This window comes from Vibrio sp. AK197 (genome assembly GCF_053903115.1).
On sequence record NZ_CP096430.1, the window covers coordinates 1371469 to 1396069 of the forward strand.

Sequence of the window (24601 nt, forward strand, 5' to 3'; positions counted from 1 at the left end):
TATAATCACTTACGTATAATGACACACCTCGTGTCTCTTCTCGACCAAGCTATTCAATTTTGGAGTCATTTTGTCTTTTCTTTCTCAGGTATTTGCCCACACTAAAGGCGAATTTTTACGACGCTTAATCGCGATAGCACTGCCAATCACTTTGCAAAGTATCATGTTTTCAAGTCGAGGACTGGTGGATGTGCTCATGCTTGGCCAATTGGGTGAGGCAGAGATCGCTGCGGTGGGCGTTGCGGCGCGCGCGACTTTTGTTACCACCATCATGTTGGTGGGAGTTACGACTGGTGGGGCGTTGCTCACTGCGCAATATTGGGGGGCGGCAAATCGACAAGGGGTGAGAGAAAGTACAGCATTAACTTGGTTGGTGACCATGCTTTTTGCAGCGTTAACGGTCATCATTTTCTTGCTATTTCCTAGCCAGATCATGGGACTCACGACCGATTCACAGCACGTCAATGAGCTCGGAAGTCTTTACTTGATGATTACCTCGGTCAGTATGTTTGCCGTGGGTTGCGTGGCGAGCATGGCTGTTGGACTGCGCGCTATGCATAAACCCGGTATCAGTACTTTCTTTAGTGGGATTGGTATCGGTTCAAATATTTTCCTTAACTGGATGTTGATTTTTGGTCACTTTGGATTTCCAGCACTGGGCATTCAAGGCGCTGCAATTGCAACGGTATTGAGTGGTATTATCGAAGTCGGATGCTTATTCGGTTACCTGTATGCGAAACAACATTTACTCGCCTTTAAATGGCCTGACGTTGTTGCCGTGTTGCGACTAGACCGAATCGTCCGATTTTTGCGTCTATCCTTACCCACCACCTTTAATTTTCTCGCGTGGTCAGGGGGGTTATTTGCCTACCATGCAATTATGGGACAGTCTGGTGTACAAGGTTTAGCGGCTTTGTCGGTGATGACCCCCGTTGAATCGATTTCGCTGAGTTTGTTGATAGGGATGTCTAATGCAGCAGCGGTGTTAGTGGGAAACCAACTCGGCGCGAAAAGTTACGACACTTTATACTATCAAGCGGCCGGCGTTGTATTTTTGAGTTTATTGGTCGCGATATGTGTTTCCATTCTGTTATTTTTCGGCCAGTCTTTGGTATTGGGAGCGTTTGGAGCGCTGACCTCCCAAACGCGTGAGTTAGCCGAGCAGTTTATTACGATTTTAAGCCTCGGCATTATTTTACGCGCGATCCCAATGACACTGATTGTCGGTATTTTACGCGCTGGTGGTGACGTCAAATTTTGCTTGTATCAAGACCTTGTGGCGCAATGGTGTATTGGCATTCCTTTGGCTGCGTTTTGCGCAGTGTATTTAGGGGTTGATTCGCAATGGATCTACCTGCTGTTTTTGACGGAGGAAGTGGTCAAATGGGGTGGGTCTATTCAGCGTATGCGTAGTCGAAAATGGATGCGGAATTTGATTGAATTAGGCGTTAATCAATAGATCGGTGAAATTCAGTGCATAGAGTGTGACGTTCCCGCCAAAACACTTTCTCCATCAAGCATTTTGGTGTAGGCTCACATACCCCTATCAATGAATGTGAGATGTTGAATGTTACAACTTAAAGATCTCTGTAAAGGCTACGTTGACGGTGGTGAATTCCATCCAGTTTTACAGGGCGCTGAGTTGTTATTGGAACGAGGTGAGCAAGTCGCGCTAATGGGGGAAAGTGGTTCGGGAAAAAGCACTTTGCTCAACATGATCGCTGGGCTTGATACCGTTGATTCTGGTGAGATCTTATTTCCAGACTTTGCCATGCATGATGCCGCTGAAACCAAGCGTACTGTGTATCGTAGAAATAACATCGGTCTTATTTTTCAGCAGTTTAATTTAATTCCAACTTTAAACATCGCAGATAACATTCGTTTTTGTCGTCAGTTAAAAGGGCTACCCGAAGACCAAGGTCTGTGGCGGCAAATACTTTCGGCGTTGAATCTGATGCCCTTACTCGGGCGTTATCCTGAAGAAGCCTCTGGTGGGCAGCAACAACGAGCGGCTATCGCTCGCGCGCTCTATATGGAGCCCCAAATCCTGCTAGCGGATGAGCCAACTGGAAGCTTGGATGAGCGTAATGCTGAAGCGGTGATGCGCTTGTTGACGTCGCTGACACGGCATCTTAATTGTACACTTTTACTGGTGACACACAGTGAACACGTCGCCCAGCATATGGAAGGATGCATTAAGCTTCAAGGAGGCGTATTGAATGTTGTGGCCCGTAGTTAAAGCACTGCTTGGTCATTATCGACGTTATCCCTTCCAAATTTTACTTGTGTGGTTAGGGTTAACGCTAGGCGTATCCCTTCTTGTTGGTGTCACCGCGATAAACCACCATGCTCGAGCCAGTTATGAGCATGGTGAGCGCTTGTTTTCAAACCCTCTCCCATATCGTATTCGCCCTAAACACAATATCAACAAAATTCCTCAAGGCTTCTATATCCAATTGAGAAGAGAGGGGTTTAAAGAGTGCGCGCCACTTGAAACTTTACGCCTGCATACCGAGCGTGGGCGAGATTTGCAATTAGTCGGCATCGATCCGGTTGCAATGATTGATCTGAAATCAGATAAAACGCTTGGTCAATTTTCGATTCTCGCATTGATGCACCCACCATATCCGGTGCTGATTAGTAAAGATCTTGCTAAGTACCTAGATGTCTCCTCAAATGATTTTATTAAACTTGATGATGGTCGAGAGCTTGGTCCTTTGTTGGTCGATAGCCAAGATTTGGTCAGTGGTACGCAAGTCGCCGCTGATATCTCGTTATTACGCCAACTAGAGCGCAGTGCTGGAATCTCTGTGATTGCGTGCAGTGAAATGTCGAGTGCGCGTTTGGCGCAGCTTGAATCTATTTTGCCAAATGGCATGTCAGTGACGCGTAGTTCTCGAGCCGAACTGGAGTCCTTGACTAAGGCCTTTCATGTCAATCTGACGGCGATGGGGATGTTGGCTTTTCTGGTGGGGTTATTTATCTTTTATCAGGCAATGTCACTTTCTTTTATTCAGCGTCAGCCACTGGTTGGTGCGCTGCGTCAAATGGGCGTGTCAGGTTGGCAATTAGCTCAAGCTCTGGTTCTAGAACTTCTGCTGCTTATCTTGGTCAGCTGGTTATGCGGCAATATCTTCGGGCTGCTGCTTGCCAATCAATTGATTCCAACAGTCTCGGAAAGTTTAAATGATTTGTATAGTGCCAATGTTGGGCTTTCGATCAACTGGAGCTGGTCAGCGAGCCTATACAGTTTATTAATGACCGTTATCGGCGCGGTTCTCGCTTGTACTTGGCCGTTGGTTCGTTTGCTGCGCACTCAACCGATACGTTTAAGCGCTCGTTTATCCTTGGTGCGTTTTGCTGGACACGAATTCTTTATCCAAGCTTTGTTTGCGACAGCGCTGTGTGTTGCCGCGATAGCCATTTACCAAGCGCCGAAAACTCAGCAGTCAGGTTTTGCCATTATCGCTCTGATGTTGATGAGCGCCGCATTATTTACGCCGTTCCTGATATGGAAAATATTTAACAGTCTGTCGTTTACGTTACGTTGGGTAAAAATACGTTGGTTTTTTGCTGATGCTGCCTCCAGTATGAGTTACCGCGGTGTTGCAACGATGGGGTTTATGCTAGCGATGGCGGCAAATATTGGTGTGGAAACCATGGTGAGCAGTTTCAGAGATACGACGGATAACTGGCTGAATCAGCGTCTCGCTGCGGACTTGTATGTTTATCCGAATACCAGCAACGCGGCACGAATGAGTGAGTGGTTGATCCATCAGCCGGATGTCGAGGCCGTATGGTGGCGCTGGGAGAAGGAAATTTCCAGTGGGACTGGCACCACTCAAGTCGTGAGCACTGGGGGCTCGGAAGGTGAGCTCGAAGCGTTGACGGTGAAACTCGGCATCCCTAATTATTGGTATCATTTACATCACACGCGCGGTTTGATGATCAGTGAATCAATGGCTATCAAGCAGGGGATTCGACCTGGAGATAGAATTAACCTGCCTGGAGCACTTGGCAATAACTGGTTGGTCGTGGGTGTATATTACGACTACGGAAACCCATACAACCAGATTCTACTATCACATCGTAATTGGCTTTATGCTTATGCGGGTAGCGGTAATGTGGCACTGGGTGTCATAGCCGGCCATAACGCGGATATTGAAAATTTAAAGCAACGCTTGTCGTCGGTCTTTAGGTTAAGCTCCGAGCGGCTCTTCGATAATAGTCGAATCCATACTCAAGCGATGCAGGTATTTGACCGCACGTTCTCGATAGCCGATACCTTAGGTAATATCACTCTAGTGATTGCCGTGTTTGGTATTTTCTTTGCGACTTTGGCCGGTGAGATCTCACGTCAGCGTCATACTGCAATGCTTCGCTGTTTAGGCATGTCTGGGAAAGAAATGATTTTAGCAGGCAGCATGCAACTGTTGCTGTTCGGCTTTGTGGCAACGGTGATTGCAATACCATTAGGCATCGGCTTGGCCAAATTAGTCGTGGATATCATCATTAAGCAATCATTCGGTTGGACGCTTGAATTGCAGTTTATTCCGAGTTCGTATTTATACACCAGTGTATTAGCGATGCTTTCCTTAGTGGTTGCGGGCGCAATTCCAGTGATTCGTTTAGCGAAAAACACCCCAATTAAGTTATTAAGAGACGCATTGTGATGAAGAAGAACTTCAAAGTATTAATGCTGATTGTTGTTGCTATCTGTGTTGGGACAGGCGCATCGGTATTATGGCTTTGTTGGCAACATGTTTCTCAGCCTAAGTTAACTTCGCTCAATGAGTTTGATTCGATATTAAGTGCGAATAGCCAATCCGTGTTTGAACCCGTGTTACCGGACTCTCCGGTTATTCTTCCTGAAGACTTCCGCTTTCACCAAGATTTTCAACAAGAGTGGTGGCATTTCTTTGCCAATGTGACTGATGAGAGAGGGCGAGAGTATGGTATTCAGTGGAGTTATCTACGGGTAGCGAGAGAAGAAGCAGAGCAGAGAGGATGGCTGAATCCTCAATTGTTTATTTCCTACATATCGATTGGTAGCCGAGAGAATAGTGTTCATGAGCAGCGAATCGCACGTGGCGGTGTTGGCCAAGCAGGAATGGAAAATCGACCGTTTCGGATTTGGTTAGATAACTGGAACTGGCGATCGTTAGGAAAGACTCCGTTTCCTGGACAGCTTCGAGCCAGTTCGGATAAGTTTGCGATCGACATGTTAGTAACTCCGGTTGGGCCATTTGTGCTTCCAGGCGAGCAAGGTTACGTCGTCAAAGACGACATGTTGCCGATTGCATCCTACAATTTCTCAGCGCCGTTTTTAAATGTGAACGGTAAGATGATGTTAGATGACGGAGAGCAAGTGACTGTTCGTGGCCATGGTTGGCTAAGCAAAGAGTGGGGCACAGGATTACTCGCGAGTCAGCATCAAGGCTGGGATTGGCTTGTGATTCCGCTTGATGAGACATCGACATTATCGGTTCATCGTTATCGCCGTGAAAGCCGTCAACCTTACTTGTCTGGCTACATAGCGACAAATGATGGTAAATATTGGGCGTTAGATGATTCGCAATTAACGCTCGAGCCTTTACTCCATAGTACGCTAGAGAACGGGCATTCTGTTCCTCTAGAGTGGGAGCTGCGAGTACCAAGGTTTGGTGTAAACGTTCGTGTTCGCCCTATTAATACCAATCAATGGCTGCCGTTTGTCGTGCCGTATTGGCAGGGGGCCATTGAAACGATTGGCAGTCATAATAGCCAAGGTTTCATGCAGCTTTACGGCTATTAATCATTATTTTTCGATAAAATTCATCATATTGGCTTGGACTAAGCTATTCTTCCTATACGTGTGTTCGTTATAGTTTTTACGTACATTCTCTTTCTACTTATCGGTAAAACCGAATTAAAACATCTAAACAAGCGATTTTTCCTTATGTCAGGTTATCGCTAAACTCACGACTTAGATTGTTGAATTTATATAACTATTTTTAAAAAGGGAGATTTCATGAACAACGTCATTCGCGATTTTTTCAAAATGGAGTCTGCGGGAGGCATTTTATTGGTTATCGCTGCTGCCATTGCAATGGTGATAGCCAACTCTCCTTTGAACGAGTGGTATCAGGGCGCGCTTCACACTTATATTTTCGGAATGTCCTTTTCTCACTGGATTAACGATGGTTTGATGGCCATTTTCTTTTTGTTAATTGGTTTGGAAGTTAAGCGTGAATTACTAGAAGGTGCACTGAAATCTAAAGAAACAGCGATATTTCCCGCGATAGCAGCTCTAGGGGGCATGCTCGCTCCGGCGCTTGTTTATGTTGCTTTTAATATCGGTGATCCCGAAGCCATTCAGGGCTGGGCAATACCAGCCGCTACAGATATCGCGTTTGCGCTGGGGATCATGGCGCTTCTTGGAAACCGCGTTCCAGTGAGTCTTAAGGTATTTTTACTCGCATTGGCGATCATTGATGACCTTGGGGTGATTGTGATTATCGCACTGTTTTACTCAAGCGATCTTTCAACGTTGGCACTGACGATTGGTTTTGTCATGACTGCGGTCCTGTTTATGCTTAATGCTAAGCGGGTGACCAAGTTGACACCTTATCTCATCGCTGGTGCCATTTTGTGGGTGGCCGTTCTTAAGTCTGGTGTGCATGCTACGCTAGCGGGAGTGGTGATTGGCTTTGCGATTCCACTGAAAGGACAAACAGAAAAAGACCATTCGCCATTAGAGCATCTAGAACATGCGCTGCATCCTTACGTGGCTTATGGCATTTTACCTTTGTTTGCTTTTGCCAATGCAGGTATTTCTCTCGCAGGTGTTTCTGTTGAAGGGCTAACATCAATGTTGCCGTTGGGTGTTGCGCTTGGTCTGTTTGTTGGTAAACCGCTGGGTATTTTCACCTTTAGCTTAGCGGCGGTGAAATTAGGAATAGCGAAGCTTCCAGAGGGCGTTAACTTTAAACAGATATTTGCAGTGTCGGTATTGTGTGGTATCGGATTTACCATGTCGATCTTTATTGCCTCACTAGCGTTTGGCGGTGACAACGTTCAATTTGATACTTATGCTCGATTGGGTATTCTGATGGGGTCAACCCTGGCCGCTGTTGTTGGTTATGTACTTCTTAGCCGGTCTCTGCCCAAAAAGTCTCAAGCGTAACGACGCTTATAGCCTACAAAAAAGCCCCAACGACTAGGGGCTTTTTTTTACGCTTGGTTCTTATAAAAAAATATTATTTTTCTTTGACGCTGAATATTGTCCATTCTTCAACAACTTGCTCTGTTAAGCCCACGACTGTTGCGGTAACTTTTCGGTTGACTGCATGTGAGGCTGGGTCATCACCTTCGGCTTCTAAACGCGTTTCACCGTAACCAACAATGCGAACTCGCTTTGGATCTATCTCATAAGAGAGCAATTTATCTTGTACAGCATTCGCTCGCTGTTTAGACAATGCCAAATTATAGTCTTGCTGTCCGACCTTACTGGCGTAGCCTTGAATTTCGATAGATGCGGAACGATAACTTTTTAAGAAGTCCGCCATGCTTTGTATTTGATTTGCAAACACAGGATTAATTTCATAAGAATCATGGGCAAATAGAATACGTAGCTGCCGCTCATCTTGTTCTCTGATACTTGCGCCACATCCGTCGTTGTCGACTAGGGCGCTTTCTGGTGTATCGGGACAGAAGTCTCGAGCGTTCACAACCCCATCTCGATCGTCATCTTGTAAGTCGGCAATCTGATTTGCAATAGGGGTATCAATATAATCGTATTTGTCTGCGCTGCATGCACTTAAAAAAAGTGATCCGGCGAGCGGCATAAGTAGCAGGGGGGTCATTTTCATATTCAGTACTCCACTCGTTCAGTCCACTCTTCCGGTATATCAACCAGCAGGGCATCCAGTAGGTTACCTGTCGCATTCATCACGCGATATTTCGCGTATTGCTCTGCGTAATGCGCATCCAAATAATCCTTGCGAGCTTCAAAAAGCTCGTTTTCAGTATTGAGTAAATCAAGCAACGTACGTTGCCCAATTTGATACTGTTTTTCATACGCAATGACCGTTTCAGAGGCGGAATCGACATGATCGCTGAGGAAGTTTTTTTGTTGCAAAGTTAAGTCAAGAGCACTCCAAGAAAGTCGTAAACTTTCTTCTACTTGGCGGTAGGCATTATCCCTTAAATCCTTAGATTTATTGAGTTGATATGCAGCGCGGTCTGACATGGCGTTATCGCTACCACCATTGTAGAGATTGAAACGCATACGAAGCATCGCTAGAGTTTCATCGCCTCGGCCTTCATCTCCACCTGCATCATCGCGCCATGTTTGACTCGCTTCGATAGAAAAGGTTGGGAAGAATGTACTTTTGGATTGTTTGTACTGGAATCGTGCAGAGTCAACATCGGTATTTGCGATACGAATTACCGGGTGATTGTCATAAGCATCGGAGATGGCATCTGTCAATGACAGCGGCAATTTTGATTCGTCTGCACGAGGGTAAATGAGCCCTAATGGCTCTTGCCCGACCAATCGACGAAACTGTGTATGGGTATCAAATAAATTATTTTGTGCCGCTAACAAGTTACCGTGAGCCTTTGCAATACGAGCTTCAACTTGTGACAGATCGGCTGTGGAGCCAATGCCTGATTCTGCTCGACGTTTAATGTCGCGATAAATATCTTTATGAACAGCAACATTACTTTCAGACAACGCGAGTATTTCTGTCGCTTTTACGGCTTCCAAGTAAATTTCAGTCACGCGAAGAGCGATATCTGAGGCATCCGCAAAAATTTGCCATCGCACTGATTCTGCTTCAGCCGCCGTTCGAGCCATGTCATGCCATGTCGATGAGCCATCCCAGATGAGCTGCGTTAAGCTAACCGATGCTTCTTTTCTTGTTAGATCGGTATCATCTCGACCCGTCACTGCCGGAGGGTCGATTCCCTCATAACCAATGCCGGCATCAACGTCTATTTGAGGAAGGTAAGCTCCGTTACTCGCATCATGTTCTTTCAGTGAACTCACGTAGTCATTAAAAATACCTTTTATCTCAGGGTTAGTTGCTAATGTAATAGCAACGGCTTGTTCCAGCGTTTGTGCGCTAGAGTGGGGTGTCAACACCACAGCGCAGCTCAGCAGTAGGGGATGTTTCCACTTCACAGCATTCTCCTTAATCACCGTTAAGGGCTACCTGCTTTTCACACGAAAGAAAATACGGCGGGTAACACTAAATTAGTCATAAGAAGCTTAGTTAATGAATGTAAAACTGAGAAGTTAGTTCAAATAAAAATATTCATATTAATTGACAGGTTGTGGCTTATCGTTAGCACTTTATTGTTATTCGTGTGGATCTGAGCGGTTTGGTCAACTAATTTTTTAGAAGTAAATAAAGTGCCATCAATGTGTCGCTGGCACCAACGTTGATCAACAAGGATAGACATTATGAACAGTGCCAATATCTCCCAAATTATGTTGGCGACGATAATTATCGACGTTAATGGGCAAATTCGTACACTCGCTGCAGGGGAACAACCACGGCCAGGAGAAGTGGTTTTTGACTTGGGTGAAGACTTAACGAACGGTAATAACATTGATGTGCAGTTGGTTGAACCTTCAGGTGAGAACGTTAATATCACCCTCGACAACGAAATCGCTCAGTTACTAGAACAAATTGAGGCAGGGGAAGACCCAACTCAAAACCCTGATCTTGCAACCGCCGCTGGTGGGCAAAACGGTTCTAGCCCAACCGCTTCTGGAGCGATTGAACGGACGGGTGCAGAAACATTAGCCACGACCTCATTCGATACTACGGGATTGGAATCTCAAGGATTGTCTGAGACACAAAGTTTAGCGCTTCTCGATCTTATCGGAGAAACGTTGATCACTTCGAGCGGCGACACAGTCATTAATTATTTTGAGAATTCGAGTGTTGACACAGTACTTGCGATAGTCGATTTAGCTGAGTTTGAAGGTATTGAACAAAGTTTCTCGCTGCAATTTGAAGCCGGTGACCCGCTTGCTGATTATTTTGTGATTAATGAAGCTGGGGAGATTCGCTTCACTCAAGCGGGCGTCGAGGCATTTACCAATGACTTTGAAGCAGGGCCAAATTCTCACGCATTGACCGTAACGGTCACCGCTGTAAATGGTCAGGAACAAACCGTTAATATAACGCTTCAAGAGCTCGATGTGAATGAAGCTCCTGTTTTCACTTTGCCGCAAGATGACAATGATAATGGCGGAGATGATAACAATGGGGAGACTGATAGCGAGTCGCCTGGCTTCGTGTTTGAATACAGCGAAAACTCATCAACTGACGACATCATAGGTCAAGTCGCCGCTTCTGACCCCGATGCGGGCGATTCGGTCACGTACTCGATTATTGACAATGTGGTGAATTCTGATGACGAACCATTATATGAAATCGATTCAATTACTGGGGAAATCAGTCTCACCCAGGCAGGCGTTGACGCATTTACTAATGATTTTGAAGATGTAGAGGGTAAAAATAACCATCAAATTTTGGTGGGGGCCTCCGATGGGGAGCTAACGACAGAAATCATTGTTAACCTGAATGAGAACGATGTAAATGAGGCGCCAACCTTTGTCGATAATGATGATGGAACCGTCAATGCCTATACGTTCGAGTACAATGAAAACTCGCTATATATTGATGATACGCCGAATGATGGTTTAAATGATAACAAGATAGGCCAAGTCATCGCTTCTGACCCCGATGCGGGCGATACGGTCACGTACTCGATTATTGAAAATGTGGTGAATTCTGATGACGAACCATTATATGAAATCGATTCAATTACTGGGGAAATCAGCCTCACCCAAGCAGGCGTTGACGCATTTACTAATGATTTTGAAGATGTAGAGGGTAACAATAACCATCAAATTTTGGTGGGGGCCTCCGATGGGGAGCTAACGACAGAGATCATCGTTAACCTGAATGAGAAGGATGTGAATGAGGCGCCAACCTTTGTCGATAATGATGATGGAACCGTCAATGCCTATACGTTCGAGTACAATGAAAACTCGCTGTATGTTGATGAGACGCCTAATGATGGCTTAAATGATAACAAGATAGGCCAAGTCATCGCTTCTGACCCCGATGCGGGCGATTCGGTCACGTACTCGATTATTGACAATGTGGTGAATTCTGATGACGAGCCATTATATGAAATAGATTCGGAGACCGGGGAAATCAGTCTCACCCAGGCAGGCGTTGACGCATTTACTAATGATTTTGAAGATGTAGAGGGTAAAAATAACCATCAAATTTTGGTTGGGGCCTCCGATGGGGAGCTAACGACAGAGATCATCGTTAACCTGAATGAGAACGATGTGAATGAAGCTCCCATCTTTGTTGATGATAATGATGAAACCGTCAATGCCTATACGTTCGAGTACAATGAAAACTCGCTATATATTGATGATACGCCTAATGATGGCTTAAATGATAACAAGATAGGTCAAGTCATCGCTTCTGACCCCGATGCGGGCGATTCGGTCACGTATTCGATTATTGACAATGTGGTGAATTCTAATGATGAACCATTATATGAAATCGATGCAATTACTGGGGAAATCAGTCTCACTCAGGCAGGCGTTGACGCATTTACTAATGATTTTGAAGATGTAGAGGGTAACAACAACCATCAAATTTTGGTTGGGGCCTCCGATGGAGAGCTAACGACAGAGATCATCGTTAACCTGAATGAGAACGATGTAAATGAGGCGCCAACCTTTGTCGATAATGATGATGAAACCGTCAATGCCTATACGTTCGAGTACAATGAAAACTCGCTGTATGTTGATGATACGCCGAATGATGGCTTAAATGATAACAAGATAGGTCAAGTCATCGCTTCTGACCCCGATGCGGGCGATTCGGTCACGTATTCGATTATTGACAATGTTGTGAATTCTAATGATGAACCATTATATGAAATCGATTCAATTACTGGGGAAATCAGTCTCACCCAGGCAGGCGTTGACGCATTTACTAATGATTTTGAAGATGTAGAGGGTAAAAATAACCATCAAATTTTGGTTGGGGCCTCCGATGGGGAGCTAACGACAAATATCATCGTTAACCTGAATGAGAACGATGTGAATGAAGCCCCTATTGCTGAAGATTTTAGTGTGGATGTGGATATCGAAGCGTCAACACAAATTATCTTTGACTCTGATAATTCCGATTATGATTTTATCTCTGATGTGGAGGACGATATTTTAGAGAATCAGGTTATGGTTATGCTGACCTCGTTGCCGGATTACGGCACACTTTACTACACTGAGGGTGAAGTGACGAGAGAAATCACATCGGCAGATTTGTATTCAACGGACGGTTCTTTAGCCACACAATTTGACCCAAATTTTATTACCTATCAAATTGACGACTCAGACAAAGTTACCTTTGTGTTTGGTGATAATGGTACGTCGACTACTGGAGAATGGGGAGTCGCGACAGATGGAACGGACACAAAGAGAACTTTAGCCCTTTCCAATGGAAATGAAATTATGTTCTGGATCACTGATCAAAACGGTTCTCCAGATCACTTCGAGTTATACGAAAATAATAACGGGAATGATGGTTATGGTCTTGCCGATGATGATGGTAATGGTATCAATGGTAATGGTGGGAATGGCAACAGTGGGCACGAGACATTCCATATCGATCTTGGTGGTAACCCTATAGAAACGGTTGAGTTTGGTATTGATGGCCTAGGCGGTGGTCACAATGAAAATAGCGCTAACTCTGTTTTGGTAACCTATTACTTAGCCAGCGGTGCGACTGAAACAGTCGAGTATCAAAAAGATCCTGGAGATACAGGTAATAGCCAACTGTACTATGAGTTTAGTTATTCCTCTCCTGATGACCCGGTCATCTTTATGGAAATGATAGGCGATGGTGGCAACTGGGTTCTTAGATATTTAAGTGGAGAAGAAATACCGCCAAGTGAAACCAGTTTTGATTATGTTGCCGTCGATTCTGGACAAACTCAAACAGGTGACCCGTCTGATCCAACCAATGATGGTCCACAGCTGGTGAGCGAAGAAGCTACCGTGACGTTAAACAGTGGAGATAATACTTACAATATCGTGTTTGCTGCAAATGGTGATTCACTTAACGGACAACTCGGTAACGATGTTCTGGTGGGGGATGATCAAGCCAACGTGTTTGCTTGGCTTGATAGCACGTTAGATAATGGAAGAGATGTGATTGTTGATTTTGAATCTGGCAAAGACAAGCTCGATTTGCTTGATATTTTAAGTGATGGGGATGGGGCTGAAGATCTTGCCCAGATGCTAGTGACTAATCTCTCGGTAAATGGAGATAACGTTGAGTTAACCGTCGATAATAGTGGTGGAGATACTCAGACCATTGTATTTGAAGATGGTGCCACAATATTCAGCTCATATATATCAAACGATACGATTCAAGCTTCCGAGTTACTTGATAATATCTTAAAAGAGCCAAGTTAAGTAATTTATTGCATATAGACAGTTTACATTGCCGATAAATAAAAAAGCTCAACAGCGATGTTGAGCTTTTTTAATATTCAGACGTTTATAAATTTATAATATTTTTTTGTTGTCAGAACATTTCAATTTATGATAATTTCGCGCGTAATCTCGGACGTTGAATGTCGTAACGATTTCTGGGGGATACGCGTAGTGAACATTCGGGCTGATTGTGCCACTGCGTAGGGTAGGTATCGACAGAATACTTTTGTCGATAGACGGGATACTTAATGTCGCAAGATACGCGGCATGTGAATGGGAAACCCAACATTGAACTCACATAAACCACACTTAATAATCAGCTTCATTCCTCGACAATGCCCTGTTTTACAAAGCAGTAGCATAACCGAACCTTGATCTACTGATTCTCATAAAGTCATCCATTTGATGACGGTTTAGCTGTTTCTGCTATTTATTGGCAAACGGCTGATTTTATTATGTCTCATACTTAATGGCAGTCATTAAGGATGAGAAGGGTTTTTCTATTTCAAGGTAAAAGATAATGAGCACAGCCTTTGAAGTCGATAACAATATCGCGACCCCTTTTTCGTCTCAAATCCCAATCGTTGATGGGATTTATGATTTAACCCCTGATCAGGTGCTTTTAGATCAAGCTGAACACGAGTCTGAAGTTCGTTCATACCCACGCCGAATTCCGATTGCAATTAAGCAAGCGTATGGTGTGCTAGTTGAAGATACTCGTGGACAAGTGTTTTTGGACTGTTTAGCAGGCGCAGGTACGCTATCTCTGGGTTATAACCATCCAGAAATTAATCAAGCTCTGAAAGAGCAGTTAGATTCGGGACTGCCATATCAAACGTTGGATATCGCAACTGAAGTCAAAACTAAGTTTATTAAACAGGTGAAATCCTTCCTGTCTCCAGAGTTTGCTAAAGATTCAGCCATTCAGTTTTGTGGGCCTTCGGGCGCTGATGCAGTTGAAGCGGCTATTAAATTAGCGAAGCAAACGACAGGTCGTAACACCATGTTCGCATTTCGCGGTGCTTACCACGGAATGACCAATGGGACGATGGGGATGATGGGTAACCTGAGCACCAAATCACGCCGTACAGGTTTGATGTCTGATGTCCATTTTATGCCCTTTCCATATGATATTCGTTGTCCATTTGGTTTAGGTGGTGATGAAGGCGCTAAAGCCAGCATTCGTTATATCGACCGCCTGTTGAATGATGATGAATCTGGCATTATGAAGCCAGCAGCGATCATCGTAGAACCCGTGCAAGGTGAGGGTGGTGTGGTACCTGCGCCTGCATTTTGGTTACGTGAATTACGTCGCATTTGTGATGAACATGGCATTTTACTCATTTTTGATGAAATCCAATGTGGTGTGGGTAAAACGGGCTATAACTTTGCCTATGAAGAGTCAGGTATCCATCCTGATATTCTCTGCCTATCGAAAGCCATTGGTGGTGGTCTCCCAATGTCGATGTTGATCTTTAATAAGAAAGTCGACACATGGCGCCCTGGTGAGCACACTGGAACATTCCGTGGTAATCAGTTAGCCATGGTTTCTGGTGCTAAAGCGCTGGAAATCATCGAGCGTGACAAGCTTGTGGAACACGCGAACGTTGCTGGCCAGTACTTGCGTATGGGGCTTGAAAAGATTCAAGATGAAGTGGACTGTATTGCTGACGTACGTGGTAAAGGTTTGATGCTCGGCATTGAAATCAAAAAAACCAATGGTGAACGCAATAAGTTTGGTGAACCTGTTGCGGATGGTGAGTTGACACTGAACATCCAACGCTGCGCTTTAGAACGAGGGTTGATTGTGGAGAAAGGCGGGCGCGAGGGCGCGGTTATTCGCTTTTTGCCACCTATGATCATTTCTTTTGAACAAATTGACTTTGCGCTGCGCGTGTTCAAAGAAGCGATTCTAGCTGCGGGAGGAAACCTCGTAAAGAAGTCTCCTAATGCAAAGTGGAAAAAGCACTTTGTTCATACTGGTGAACATGGTGCGACGGAATTTTCTGCCGTGATGAACCACACCACTCAAACGCTAAAAGAATTGTTTGAGCAGGTAGAGAAACCCTACTCAGGTATGGATCCTAAACTGTTGGAAACGCAGATCAACGCTGTTTGTCTTGATGCCAGCAGCGATTGCTTAAAAAACGTGATTGACTCCACCAGTGAGTTGGTAGCGAAGAATGCGATATTTACTCAGCATCCCAATTGCATTGCTCATTTGCATACGCCGCCATTAATGCCGGCTATCGCGGCAGAAGCGATGATTGCAGCGCTCAACCAATCTATGGACTCGTGGGATCAAGCCTCTTCTGCAACCTACGTTGAACAGAAAGTCATTAACTGGTTGACGACGAAGTACCAGCTTGGCGCTGACGCCGACGGTGTATTTACCAGTGGCGGTACTCAAAGTAATCAGATGGGTTTGATGTTGGCTCGTGATTGGATTGCTGACACACTTTCGGGTCATTCCATTCAAAAGCTTGGGCTACCTGAATACGCTGATAAACTGCGCATAGTGTGCTCCGAAAAAGCGCATTTTACCGTGCAAAAATCCGCCTCTTGGATGGGGCTTGGAGAGCAAGCTGTTCTTACGGTACCAGTGAATGTCGATGGTACCGTGAAAGCTGAACACTTGGCGGATGTTGTTGCGACCGCAAAAGCGCAAGGATTGATTCCATTTGCCATTGTGGGTACCGCAGGCACCACTGATCACGGTGCGATTGATGATCTTAATGCGATCGCCGATATTGCCGCTGAGCATCAAATGTGGATGCACGTGGATGGCGCTTATGGCGGTGCATTGATATTAAGCCAACATAAAGAGCGTTTGGCGGGCATTGAACGTGCCGATTCAGTGAGTGTAGATTTCCATAAATTGTTCTATCAAACAATCAGTTGTGGCGCACTTTTGGTTAAGAATAAAACTGTGCTTAAGTTTTTGCTTCACCACGCTGATTATCTGAATCGTGAGCACGATGAACTGCCAAATTTAGTGGACAAGTCAATTGCGACAACCAAGCGTTTTGACGCATTAAAAGTGTTCATGACCATGCAGAGCGTCGGGCCTCATACGTTGGGAGAGATGTACGACCATCTCTTAAGCCAAACACAAGACGTGGCAAATTTGGTTCGTAACCATCAGGGTTTCGAATTATTGTCTGAGCCATCATTGTCCACGGTACTTTTCCGCTCAACGGTGACAACGACGGGGATGGATATCGACCAGTTAAACCAAAAAGTTCGAATTGAAGCCTTGGTTCGAGGAGTGGCAGTACTGGGTGAGACGACAGTTGATGGACACTCGGCGCTTAAGTTTACGATTTTGAATCCTTGCTTAACATTGGCAGACTTTGAAAAACTACTAACAGAAATTAACCAGCTAGCGGTTGAGCTAGCCGAATAAGGGAAAGAATAATGGCGATTCTTCAAATTGGTGCCGGTGGTGTCGGTTGGGTTGTTGCGCATAAAGCGGCGCAAAATAATGATGTTTTAGGTGATATTGTACTCGCATCTCGCACCGTGGCGAAATGTGAAAAAATCATTGAATCGATCCAGAACAAAAACAACTTAAAAGATCCATCGAAAAAACTCGAAGCTCGATCTGTTAATGCTGATGACGTCGAGGCACTGGTTGCTCTTATTAAAGAGGTTCAACCGGATTTAGTGATTAATGCAGGCCCTCCTTGGGTCAATATGTCGATTATGGAAGCGTGTTACCAAGCGAAAGTCTCCTATTTGGATACGTCGGTTGCGGTCGACCTTTGCTCTGAAGGTCAACAGGTTCCTCAAGCGTATGATTGGCAGTGGGGATACCGCGAAAAGTTCGAGCAAGCCGGTATTACTGGGATTCTTGGTGCTGGGTTCGATCCTGGTGTGGTTAGCGTATTTGCTGCCTATGCCGTGAAGCATTTGTTTGATGATATCGATACCATTGACGTGATGGACGTCAATGCGGGCGATCACGGCAAGAAGTTTGCGACCAACTTTGACCCTGAAACGAATATGTTAGAGATCCAAGGGGATTCTTTCTATTGGGATCATGGTGAATGGAAGCAAGTGCCTTGCCATTCGCGTATGCTAGAGTTTGACTTTCCGCTTGTTGGTAAACATAAAGTCTACTCAATGGCACACGATGAAGTACGTTCGATGAAAGAGTTTATTCCCGCCAAACGCATTGAGTTTTGGATGGGATTTGGTGATAAATACCTAAATTACTTTAACTGCATGCGTGATATCGGTTTGCTTAGCCCAGAACCACTAACGCTTCATGACGGTACCGTGGTTCAGCCATTACATGTATTGAAAGCCTTATTGCCTGATCCGACGTCGTTAGCGCCGGGTTATACGGGTAAAACCTGTATCGGGACTTGGGTTCAAGGGACAAAAGATGGCAAAGCGCGCAGCGTGTTCATCTATAACAATGCGGATCATGAAGTGGCGTACGAGGATGTCGAACATCAGGCGATTTCGTACACAACGGGTGTTCCCGCTATTACTGCAGCGCTTCAATTCTTCCGCGGTAAATGGGCGGATAAAGGTGTGTTCAACATGGAACAACTTGATCCTGACCCATTCCTTGAAACCATGCCGGAAATTGGTTTGGATTGGCATGTACAAGAACTTGAAGTCGGACAGCCGGACATTCAAATTCTTAAATAACGCGATACCAGCGACGACATCAATATCTCTAAGCCGATGCGAAAGTATCGGCTTTGTTCGATTTTAAATGGTTAATGACAATGCAAAAAAGCGAATTAAAAACGCCTTACTTCATGATCGATGAAGATAAGCTTATCGCCAACCTCAAAAAGGCCCAGCAGTTAAAAGACATATCCGGTGTGAAACTGGTTCTGGCCTTGAAATGCTTTTCGACTTGGGGCGTCTTTGACATCATCAAGCCTTATCTTGATGGTACAACCAGTAGTGGTCCTTATGAAGTCAAACTTGGGTACGAAACGTTTGGCGGAGAGACTCACGCTTACAGTGTGGGCTATAGCGAAGAAGACGTCCGTGAAGTCGCTGATATTTGTGACAAAATGATCTTTAATTCGCAGTCTCAATTGGCGGCTTATCGTCATATTATTGAAGGCAAAGCATCAGTCGGTTTACGGTTAAATCCGGGAGTGAGTTATGCTGGGCAAGATCTCGCTAACCCTGCGCGCCAGTTTTCACGTTTGGGCGTGCAAGCTGACCATATTGATGATGGCGTGTTTGATTCCATTGATGGCGTGATGTTTCACATGAACTGTGAGAACAAAGACGTCGATGCATTTATTACGTTGCTTGATGCTATCTCTGAGCGATTTGGTCAACACCTTGATAAATTGGACTGGGTCAGCTTAGGCGGCGGGGTCTTTTTCACCTGGCCAGATTACAATATCGAAAAGCTTGGCGCGGCATTGAAAACTTTCGCCGATAAACATGGTGTACAGCTTTACCTAGAACCAGGCGAGGCGATCATTACTAAAACGACTGATCTCGTGGTTACGGTTGTGGATATTGTCGAAAATGGTATGAAAACCGCGATTGTCGATTCGGCGACCGAAGCACACCGGTTGGATACGCTTATTTACAATGAACCTGCGTCTGTGTTGGAAGCCAGTGAGCAAGGGGATCATCAATACGTGATTGGCTCTTGTTCATGCTTAGCAGGGGACCAATTCTGTATCGCCAACTTTGAGCAAGAGCTAGAGATTGGTCAGAAGCTGCACCTTCTCGATAGTGCAGGTTACACCATGGTGAAACTCAATTGGTTTAATGGTTTGAAAATGCCTTCTGTGTATTGTGAACGCTCAAATGGTGATATTCAAAAACTGAACGAGTTTGATTATAGCGACTTCAAACGTTCTCTCTCTCAATGGTCGGTGAAGTAAATTATCGACAAATGATAAAAGAGCAGCAAAGCTGCTCTTTTTTTGATTCACCCGCTCTAAGATTCACGGTAAACCTTTACGGGTTATGATGCCGTATTACAAATTGAACTTGAGTAAACGCTCATCCAACTGCCGAGACAAACCCGCGAGTTTTTCACTTTCTTCAGCGAGGTAGCGTGCTGCTGAAGACATTTCTAATGCTGAATCATTGATACCACTTACGTTACGATTCATTTCTTCTGCAACAGAGCTTTGTTCTTCCGCAGCGGTGGCAATTTGTGTAGATTTATCACTGACGTGCTCTATGTGGCTGACAATCATAGATAGGTCCGTTCCTGCTCGTTCAGAGCGCTCGACACTGTCTTGCGCCAGAGACTGGCTTTTTTCCATCGCTTTAGCCGTCGTTAGTGCGAGCTGTTGTAACCGGTTTATCGTGGTTTGAATTTCATCTGTGGAGTGATGGGTTCGGCTCGCTAAGTTTCGAACCTCGTCAGCGACAACCGCAAAGCCACGTCCTTGCTCTCCGGCACGAGCGGCTTCGATGGCCGCGTTAAGTGCTAATAAATTTGTTTGCTCTGAAATTCCACTGATCACATTGGTGACTTCGCTGATTTCCATGACACCTTCTTTGAGCTTGTTGACTTGTTCGGAAGCATTAGAAAGTTCGTTAGAAAGCGCGCGAATGCTATCAACACTTGAGTGTACATCTCGATTACCAAGACCAGCTTCGCTGGTGGCTTCTTTGGTGTCTCGTGCGGTATCTTCGGCATGTTGTGCCACATCGGCAACGGTTGCACTCATTTCATTCATAGCGGTTGCTAATTGATTAAGCTGGTCTCTTTGGCTTGTGACTGAGGTACTGGTTTCTTCGGCTGAGCTAGCAATCCTTACCGCCGCTTCAGAAACTTCGGTGGCGGAGTGAACCGATTCAATTAACGCCTTACGAACCGATTCAACACTCGTATTGATACGCTCGGCTACAATGCCAATTTCATCCTTCCCTGTGATTGGTATCTTCGCAGTTAAATCGCCAGCTGCGATTTGCTTCATGGTGTGTTTGATCATTTCGAGTGGAACCGTGATTGTACGACTGATAAACACGCCGAGGATAGCCATTAAAATAACCAAGATAATGGTCACGATACCCATTTTTATGATTTGTTGGGTGATAGCCGCGTCGACGTCGTCAAGCAGCATGCCGCTGCCGAGTATCCACCCCCAAGGCGCAAAGCCTTTAACCAATGAGAGTTTATCGGCTGGTGTGCCTTTCGCGGTTTTCCATAGGTAAGTAAGCTTTCCTGACTGGCCGTTCTTTCCTTGGTTGACCATCTCTGCCCAAAAGCGTTCGCCGTTGTTGCCCATTTGTTTGCCTTCGAGCTCCGGTTTTATCGGATGGACAATAGCATGGCGCTGCTCATTAATGACAAAGACATAGTTTGATTTGTCATAGCGTAAAGCGGTGATCAGTGCCTTTGCTTGTTCTTTTGCTTCTGCAGGTGGGAGTGTTTTTTCCAGCAGTTGTATCTGTGACATCGTTGCGCTTAGTACGGCATCCAATCTTGCCTCGCGTTCTGCCAGCAGGCTATTTTTTAATGTCGTCGCGGCAATCGCGAGCAAAATGAGAGAGCCAATGATGCAAGCAACGAGCATCGTCGCGAGTTTATAACTCACACTTATATTTTTGAGCTTTAACATAGTGAAACCCTTAGCACCTTACCAACGTTGAGTTCATGGCTTGATATGGTTGTTATGCATGAACTTTCTATCCAACTTAAGTTTGGTTCACTATAACGATTCTGCGAGTTTTATATGCAACACTGTTAGCTGATTCAAAAGTTTAAGATAAAAAATGGGAAGCCAGTTGGCTTCCCATGCGAAATAGTGTGGGGGTAGGCGTACTTTAATTAAGCATCCAGCATCACTTTGGTATCTTCGCTCAAAGATTCAAGCTCTTTTACCACATCCTCAATTTTGACATTGGTTGGGATTTTGATCGCCATAGAGGCAGTAAAAAGACTTGAACTGACACCACCGCCACCGGCGAGAAACACTCGCTGGCAATCCATGTCGAGAATGTTGATTCCTTGGTTATCAAGGACGTGGGTTATTTCGTTGACGATACCTGCGCGATCATTGGCATCAATACGAATTTGGTAAATCACATCCGCATTATGGGCGTGAAGTTCGGTATTCGTGAATTGGACCAATAGGTCTGGCGTAGACTGAAATGCCTGTTTTACCGTCTCCTCATTGTGAGTTGGGAGTTCGACTTTAATTACGGCGGCAACTTGGTCATCAATAAAGTTGACTTTACTGATCAGCCATTTTCCTCCGTTTTCATGAGTAATTGCAGCCAATTGTTTAATTGTAGCGGGCGTTGCTTTTCCGGAGAAATTGACGATAAAAGTACTGTTCATGGTTGCCTCCTAACTGCGAGCAATTGCTGGTAGTTTGTGTTGACCTAAGTGTAGGATCTTAACGTAATTAACGTTTGATATAGGTCAATTTTTGGTATTAATCATGTTCGCAACAAGTTAATATTAAAAGTGAAACACAAAACAGCGGCAAAATTATACCGGAAGCATTGCGTTTGAAGAGGGGGGTTAAAAAGTAATTTTTAACTGGGCACCATAAAATACAGAATCGTATCGTGCGCCAGATTCTGCCGCGTAAGATGCTGCAGAGTGGTTTCCAAAGTAAGGCGTATTGACAAACTGAAACTCTGCGCTGCCACCCCAAGCGCTCGACACCCAGCCGTGAATGTGCCCAACCGGATTTAAGAAAAACAAACTAATATCGCCCATGGTCTCAGACCCCCAAACCTCACCACCTGACATAACAATGCTTTGTTCGGCCTCAAACATCATTTCTCCGACAACCGAGCCAAGAAATGGTGTGATGAAAATATCTTGCCAAGAAGGGACTTCTGCGAAGGCTTCTACACCGTATTCCCAAAAGAATGTGGACATGGTGGCTGAGTATAGAAATGATTCAAACTCATTAAACCCAGAGTGCCTCGCTGCGGTATAGTACACGCCGCCGAAGTAGGGGTGCATGACGTAGTTAAGGATGTGTTCATCTCTATCCCATACGGGGCCTTCGGTTACATGATCTTTCCACTTTTTACCCAATCCCTTAAGGCTTCGTGATTCTTTATCCCACTTAGTGATGGATTCTGGCAACAGTGTCATGGTCGCTGCGGTGACAACACTTAAACCGAGGATGGTGTAGGTTTGACCGAGTAAATAATCCCAATCTTTTTGATTGGATGCGTCGAGATATCTGGGCAGCGGCTTGGTGTCATCGAAGGTCAAAGCAGCCTGAGAGAGCATTAAGGCATGGTGATTGCTTGTATAATTAACCTCATCAATGGCGTAGCCATCTGGTAATAAATTCAAGTGTGATGATGGAGACGCTACCATCGTAAACGCTTGTTTGTTATTGTCCTGATAGGGTAATTCGCTGGTTAGGGGTGATAAACTGCTTACAGCGTAACTACAAGTAGAAAAACAGGTTATCAGAGCCGCGATGCTTTTTATATACACTCAACGCTCCATGATGTAGACCAGTAAAGATAAAATTATCCCATTAAAGATAGATGATTGGAAACAAACCACTGTTCCAAATAAGAAACACTAGTGCTGAAAATGGATAATTGCTAATAGTTTGATTTAGATTGACTTCGTCACGAGAAATCAATAACAAATTTCCACATAAGGAAACATATATGCTGAAAATAGCGATGCTCAGTACCGGCGAAGAAGTTCTTCACGGCGATATCGTTGATACCAATGCCTCTTGGTTGTCTGAACTGTTTTTTGAGTCCGGGTTTGAGTTAGTCAAACGTTCGACAGTCGGGGACCAAATGACGGCATTGGTCGAAGAGTTATTGATGCTAAGTTTTAATTCTGATGTGGTGATCGTAAATGGTGGGCTTGGACCGACGAGTGATGACTTGAGTGCGCAAGCGGCCGCTCTCGCTGCTGAAAAACCGCTTGTATTGCAAACCGATTGGCTAAAAAAACTTGAGGCGTTTTTTGCTGGTCGTGGCTTGCCGATGCCTGAGAGTAATAAAAAACAAGCCATGCTTCCTGAAGGCTCGGAAATGATCGATAACCCAATAGGAACGGCATGTGGGTTTAAATTGCGTTTGAATGAGTGTGACTTGTATTTTACGCCAGGTGTTCCGAGTGAATTTAAGCTCATGGTGGAAACACTGGTGTTGCCTGATATCCAAAAGCAGCATCCTGATAATGCAGGGCAAGAGTGCAGCCGCTTATATACCTTCGGCACTTCAGAATCTGCGCTCTCGGACAAATTGGATAAAGTCGAGTTACCCAAGGGGTATATGCTGGGCTATCGCTCTTACCTGCCGTTTATCCAAGTGAAGCTTTTTGGCCCCGCCAATGATCTAGAACGAAGAATTAAAGTACTGAACGTCATTTTTAAATTGATTGAGCAACACGTGGTCAGTGTTGATGAACCAATGATTGAGCACCTTGGTCTTTTGCTCACTGAGCGTCAGGCATCGGTCGCTGTGGCTGAGCAATCAACGAAAGGTTGGTTATCCAATTGGCTACATTCCAATGAAAATGCCAGTAAACTCTGCGCACATGGTTGGATTCTGGGTGACCATATTGATGTTGGAGAATCGGATAATGACCCGCTTGCAGCAATTTTTGCCTTAGCAGGGGCAACCAAAGATAAATGTTCTACCAATCTTGCTATCGCGACAGGTAAAGTCACCGATGGGCAGTTTTCAATAGGGCTTGCTGCACCAGAAGGCGAGTGGGGGCAAACATTGACCTTTAAACGTCGCTATAACGATGCAGAGCAGAAAGAAGTGATTTCTACTGTCGCTGGTGACATGTTGCGCCGTTACTTATCAGGAAAAGCCATGTTTGTACCTTACAGCTCACTCACTCGAGATAAGGAAATGTTTGTGCCAAGGCAAGTGCTCGAAAGTTAAATGTGTGCTTAGTGATAAAGCGTGATTTGTCAACTTTTCTATTTGGTGATATGAATAATAAGTGAATGATTATTGAGCTTATTTCGGGGGCTGTCTGGTATTTATTTCTTATGCCAAATCCGTCTATAGCTTAAATGAATGATTTTTAATGAAAGCATTCATTCAGTCTTATTTGTGCACTTTCTTTTCACGAAATTCGACTTAAACTGATATTTCGTAAAGCGTGGTGTC

General features: G+C 44.8%; 15 protein-coding genes. 10 read left to right on the forward strand and 5 right to left on the reverse strand.

What is annotated here, in order from left to right; translation table 11 throughout:
• Nucleotides 1-70: 70 nt before the first annotated feature.
• The 5 genes from M1D72_RS13595 (at nt 71) to nhaA (ending at nt 7165) form a co-directional block, all read left to right on the forward strand.
• On the forward strand, nt 71-1459 hold the full coding sequence (locus tag M1D72_RS13595; RefSeq protein ID WP_456297234.1) for an MATE family efflux transporter: 1389 nt from the start codon (nt 71-73) through the stop codon (nt 1457-1459).
• A 108-nt stretch (nt 1460-1567) separates the two neighbouring features.
• A complete protein-coding gene (locus tag M1D72_RS13600) occupies nt 1568-2239 on the forward strand; it encodes an ABC transporter ATP-binding protein (RefSeq protein WP_390190197.1) in 672 nt (223 codons plus the stop codon).
• The gene (locus M1D72_RS13605) at nt 2220-4673 is read left to right on the forward strand and encodes an ABC transporter permease (RefSeq protein WP_456297235.1); all 2454 of its coding nucleotides are present in this window, start codon (nt 2220-2222) and stop codon (nt 4671-4673) included. The genes M1D72_RS13600 and M1D72_RS13605 overlap by 20 nt, the downstream gene beginning before the upstream one ends.
• Nucleotides 4673-5794, forward strand: a complete 1122-nt coding sequence (locus tag M1D72_RS13610) for a lipocalin-like domain-containing protein (protein ID WP_456297394.1) — start codon at nt 4673-4675, stop codon at nt 5792-5794. Before M1D72_RS13605 ends, M1D72_RS13610 begins: the two co-directional genes overlap by 1 nt.
• A gap of 216 nt (nt 5795-6010) precedes the next feature.
• Nucleotides 6011-7165, forward strand: a complete 1155-nt coding sequence (nhaA, locus tag M1D72_RS13615) for a Na+/H+ antiporter NhaA (RefSeq protein ID WP_390190194.1) — start codon at nt 6011-6013, stop codon at nt 7163-7165.
• 73 nt (nt 7166-7238) lie between these two features.
• Here the strand turns inward: nhaA and M1D72_RS13620 are convergent, their stop codons facing one another.
• On the reverse strand, nt 7239-7844 hold the full coding sequence (locus M1D72_RS13620) for an OmpA family protein (protein WP_390191860.1): 606 nt from the start codon (nt 7842-7844) through the stop codon (nt 7239-7241).
• An 8-nt stretch (nt 7845-7852) separates the two neighbouring features.
• Nucleotides 7853-9166 (reverse strand): TolC family outer membrane protein, encoded by a 1314-nt coding sequence (locus tag M1D72_RS13625; RefSeq protein WP_456297236.1) that lies wholly within the window; start codon nt 9164-9166, stop codon nt 7853-7855.
• 282 nt (nt 9167-9448) lie between these two features.
• Between M1D72_RS13625 and M1D72_RS13630 the strand changes: the two genes are divergently transcribed.
• The 4 genes from M1D72_RS13630 to nspC all read left to right on the forward strand — a co-directional run bounded on the left by M1D72_RS13630 (nt 9449) and on the right by nspC (nt 19401).
• Complete coding sequence (locus M1D72_RS13630; RefSeq protein ID WP_456297237.1) at nt 9449-13504, forward strand: cadherin repeat domain-containing protein; 4056 nt, start codon at nt 9449-9451, stop codon at nt 13502-13504.
• A 541-nt stretch (nt 13505-14045) separates the two neighbouring features.
• Nucleotides 14046-16931 (forward strand): diaminobutyrate--2-oxoglutarate transaminase family protein, encoded by a 2886-nt coding sequence (locus M1D72_RS13635; protein ID WP_456297238.1) that lies wholly within the window; start codon nt 14046-14048, stop codon nt 16929-16931.
• Nucleotides 16932-16942: 11 nt separating this feature from the next.
• Nucleotides 16943-18187: a carboxynorspermidine synthase gene (locus tag M1D72_RS13640; RefSeq protein ID WP_390190190.1), complete on the forward strand. Its 1245-nt coding sequence runs from the start codon at nt 16943-16945 to the stop codon at nt 18185-18187.
• 80 nt (nt 18188-18267) lie between these two features.
• Nucleotides 18268-19401 (forward strand): carboxynorspermidine decarboxylase, encoded by a 1134-nt coding sequence (gene nspC / locus M1D72_RS13645; protein ID WP_456297239.1) that lies wholly within the window; start codon nt 18268-18270, stop codon nt 19399-19401.
• A gap of 96 nt (nt 19402-19497) precedes the next feature.
• On the opposite strand, the gene M1D72_RS13650 is transcribed toward nspC, so the two are convergent.
• The 3 genes from M1D72_RS13650 to M1D72_RS13660 form a co-directional block, all read right to left on the reverse strand.
• Nucleotides 19498-21096 carry a methyl-accepting chemotaxis protein gene (locus tag M1D72_RS13650; RefSeq protein WP_456297240.1) on the reverse strand — a complete coding sequence of 533 codons (1599 nt, stop codon included), beginning with the start codon at nt 21094-21096 and terminating at the stop codon, nt 19498-19500.
• Between the two features lie 209 nt (nt 21097-21305).
• Nucleotides 21306-21818, reverse strand: coding sequence for a glycine cleavage system protein R (locus M1D72_RS13655; protein WP_390190187.1), 513 nt, complete (start codon nt 21816-21818; stop codon nt 21306-21308).
• Nucleotides 21819-22004: 186 nt separating this feature from the next.
• Entirely contained in the window at nt 22005-22946 is a 942-nt protein-coding gene (locus tag M1D72_RS13660) for a DUF3943 domain-containing protein (RefSeq protein ID WP_456297241.1), read from the reverse strand.
• Between the two features lie 182 nt (nt 22947-23128).
• Between M1D72_RS13660 and M1D72_RS13665 the strand changes: the two genes are divergently transcribed.
• Entirely contained in the window at nt 23129-24370 is a 1242-nt protein-coding gene (locus M1D72_RS13665; protein ID WP_456297242.1) for a CinA family nicotinamide mononucleotide deamidase-related protein, read from the forward strand.
• The last annotated feature ends 231 nt before the right edge of the window (nt 24371-24601 follow it).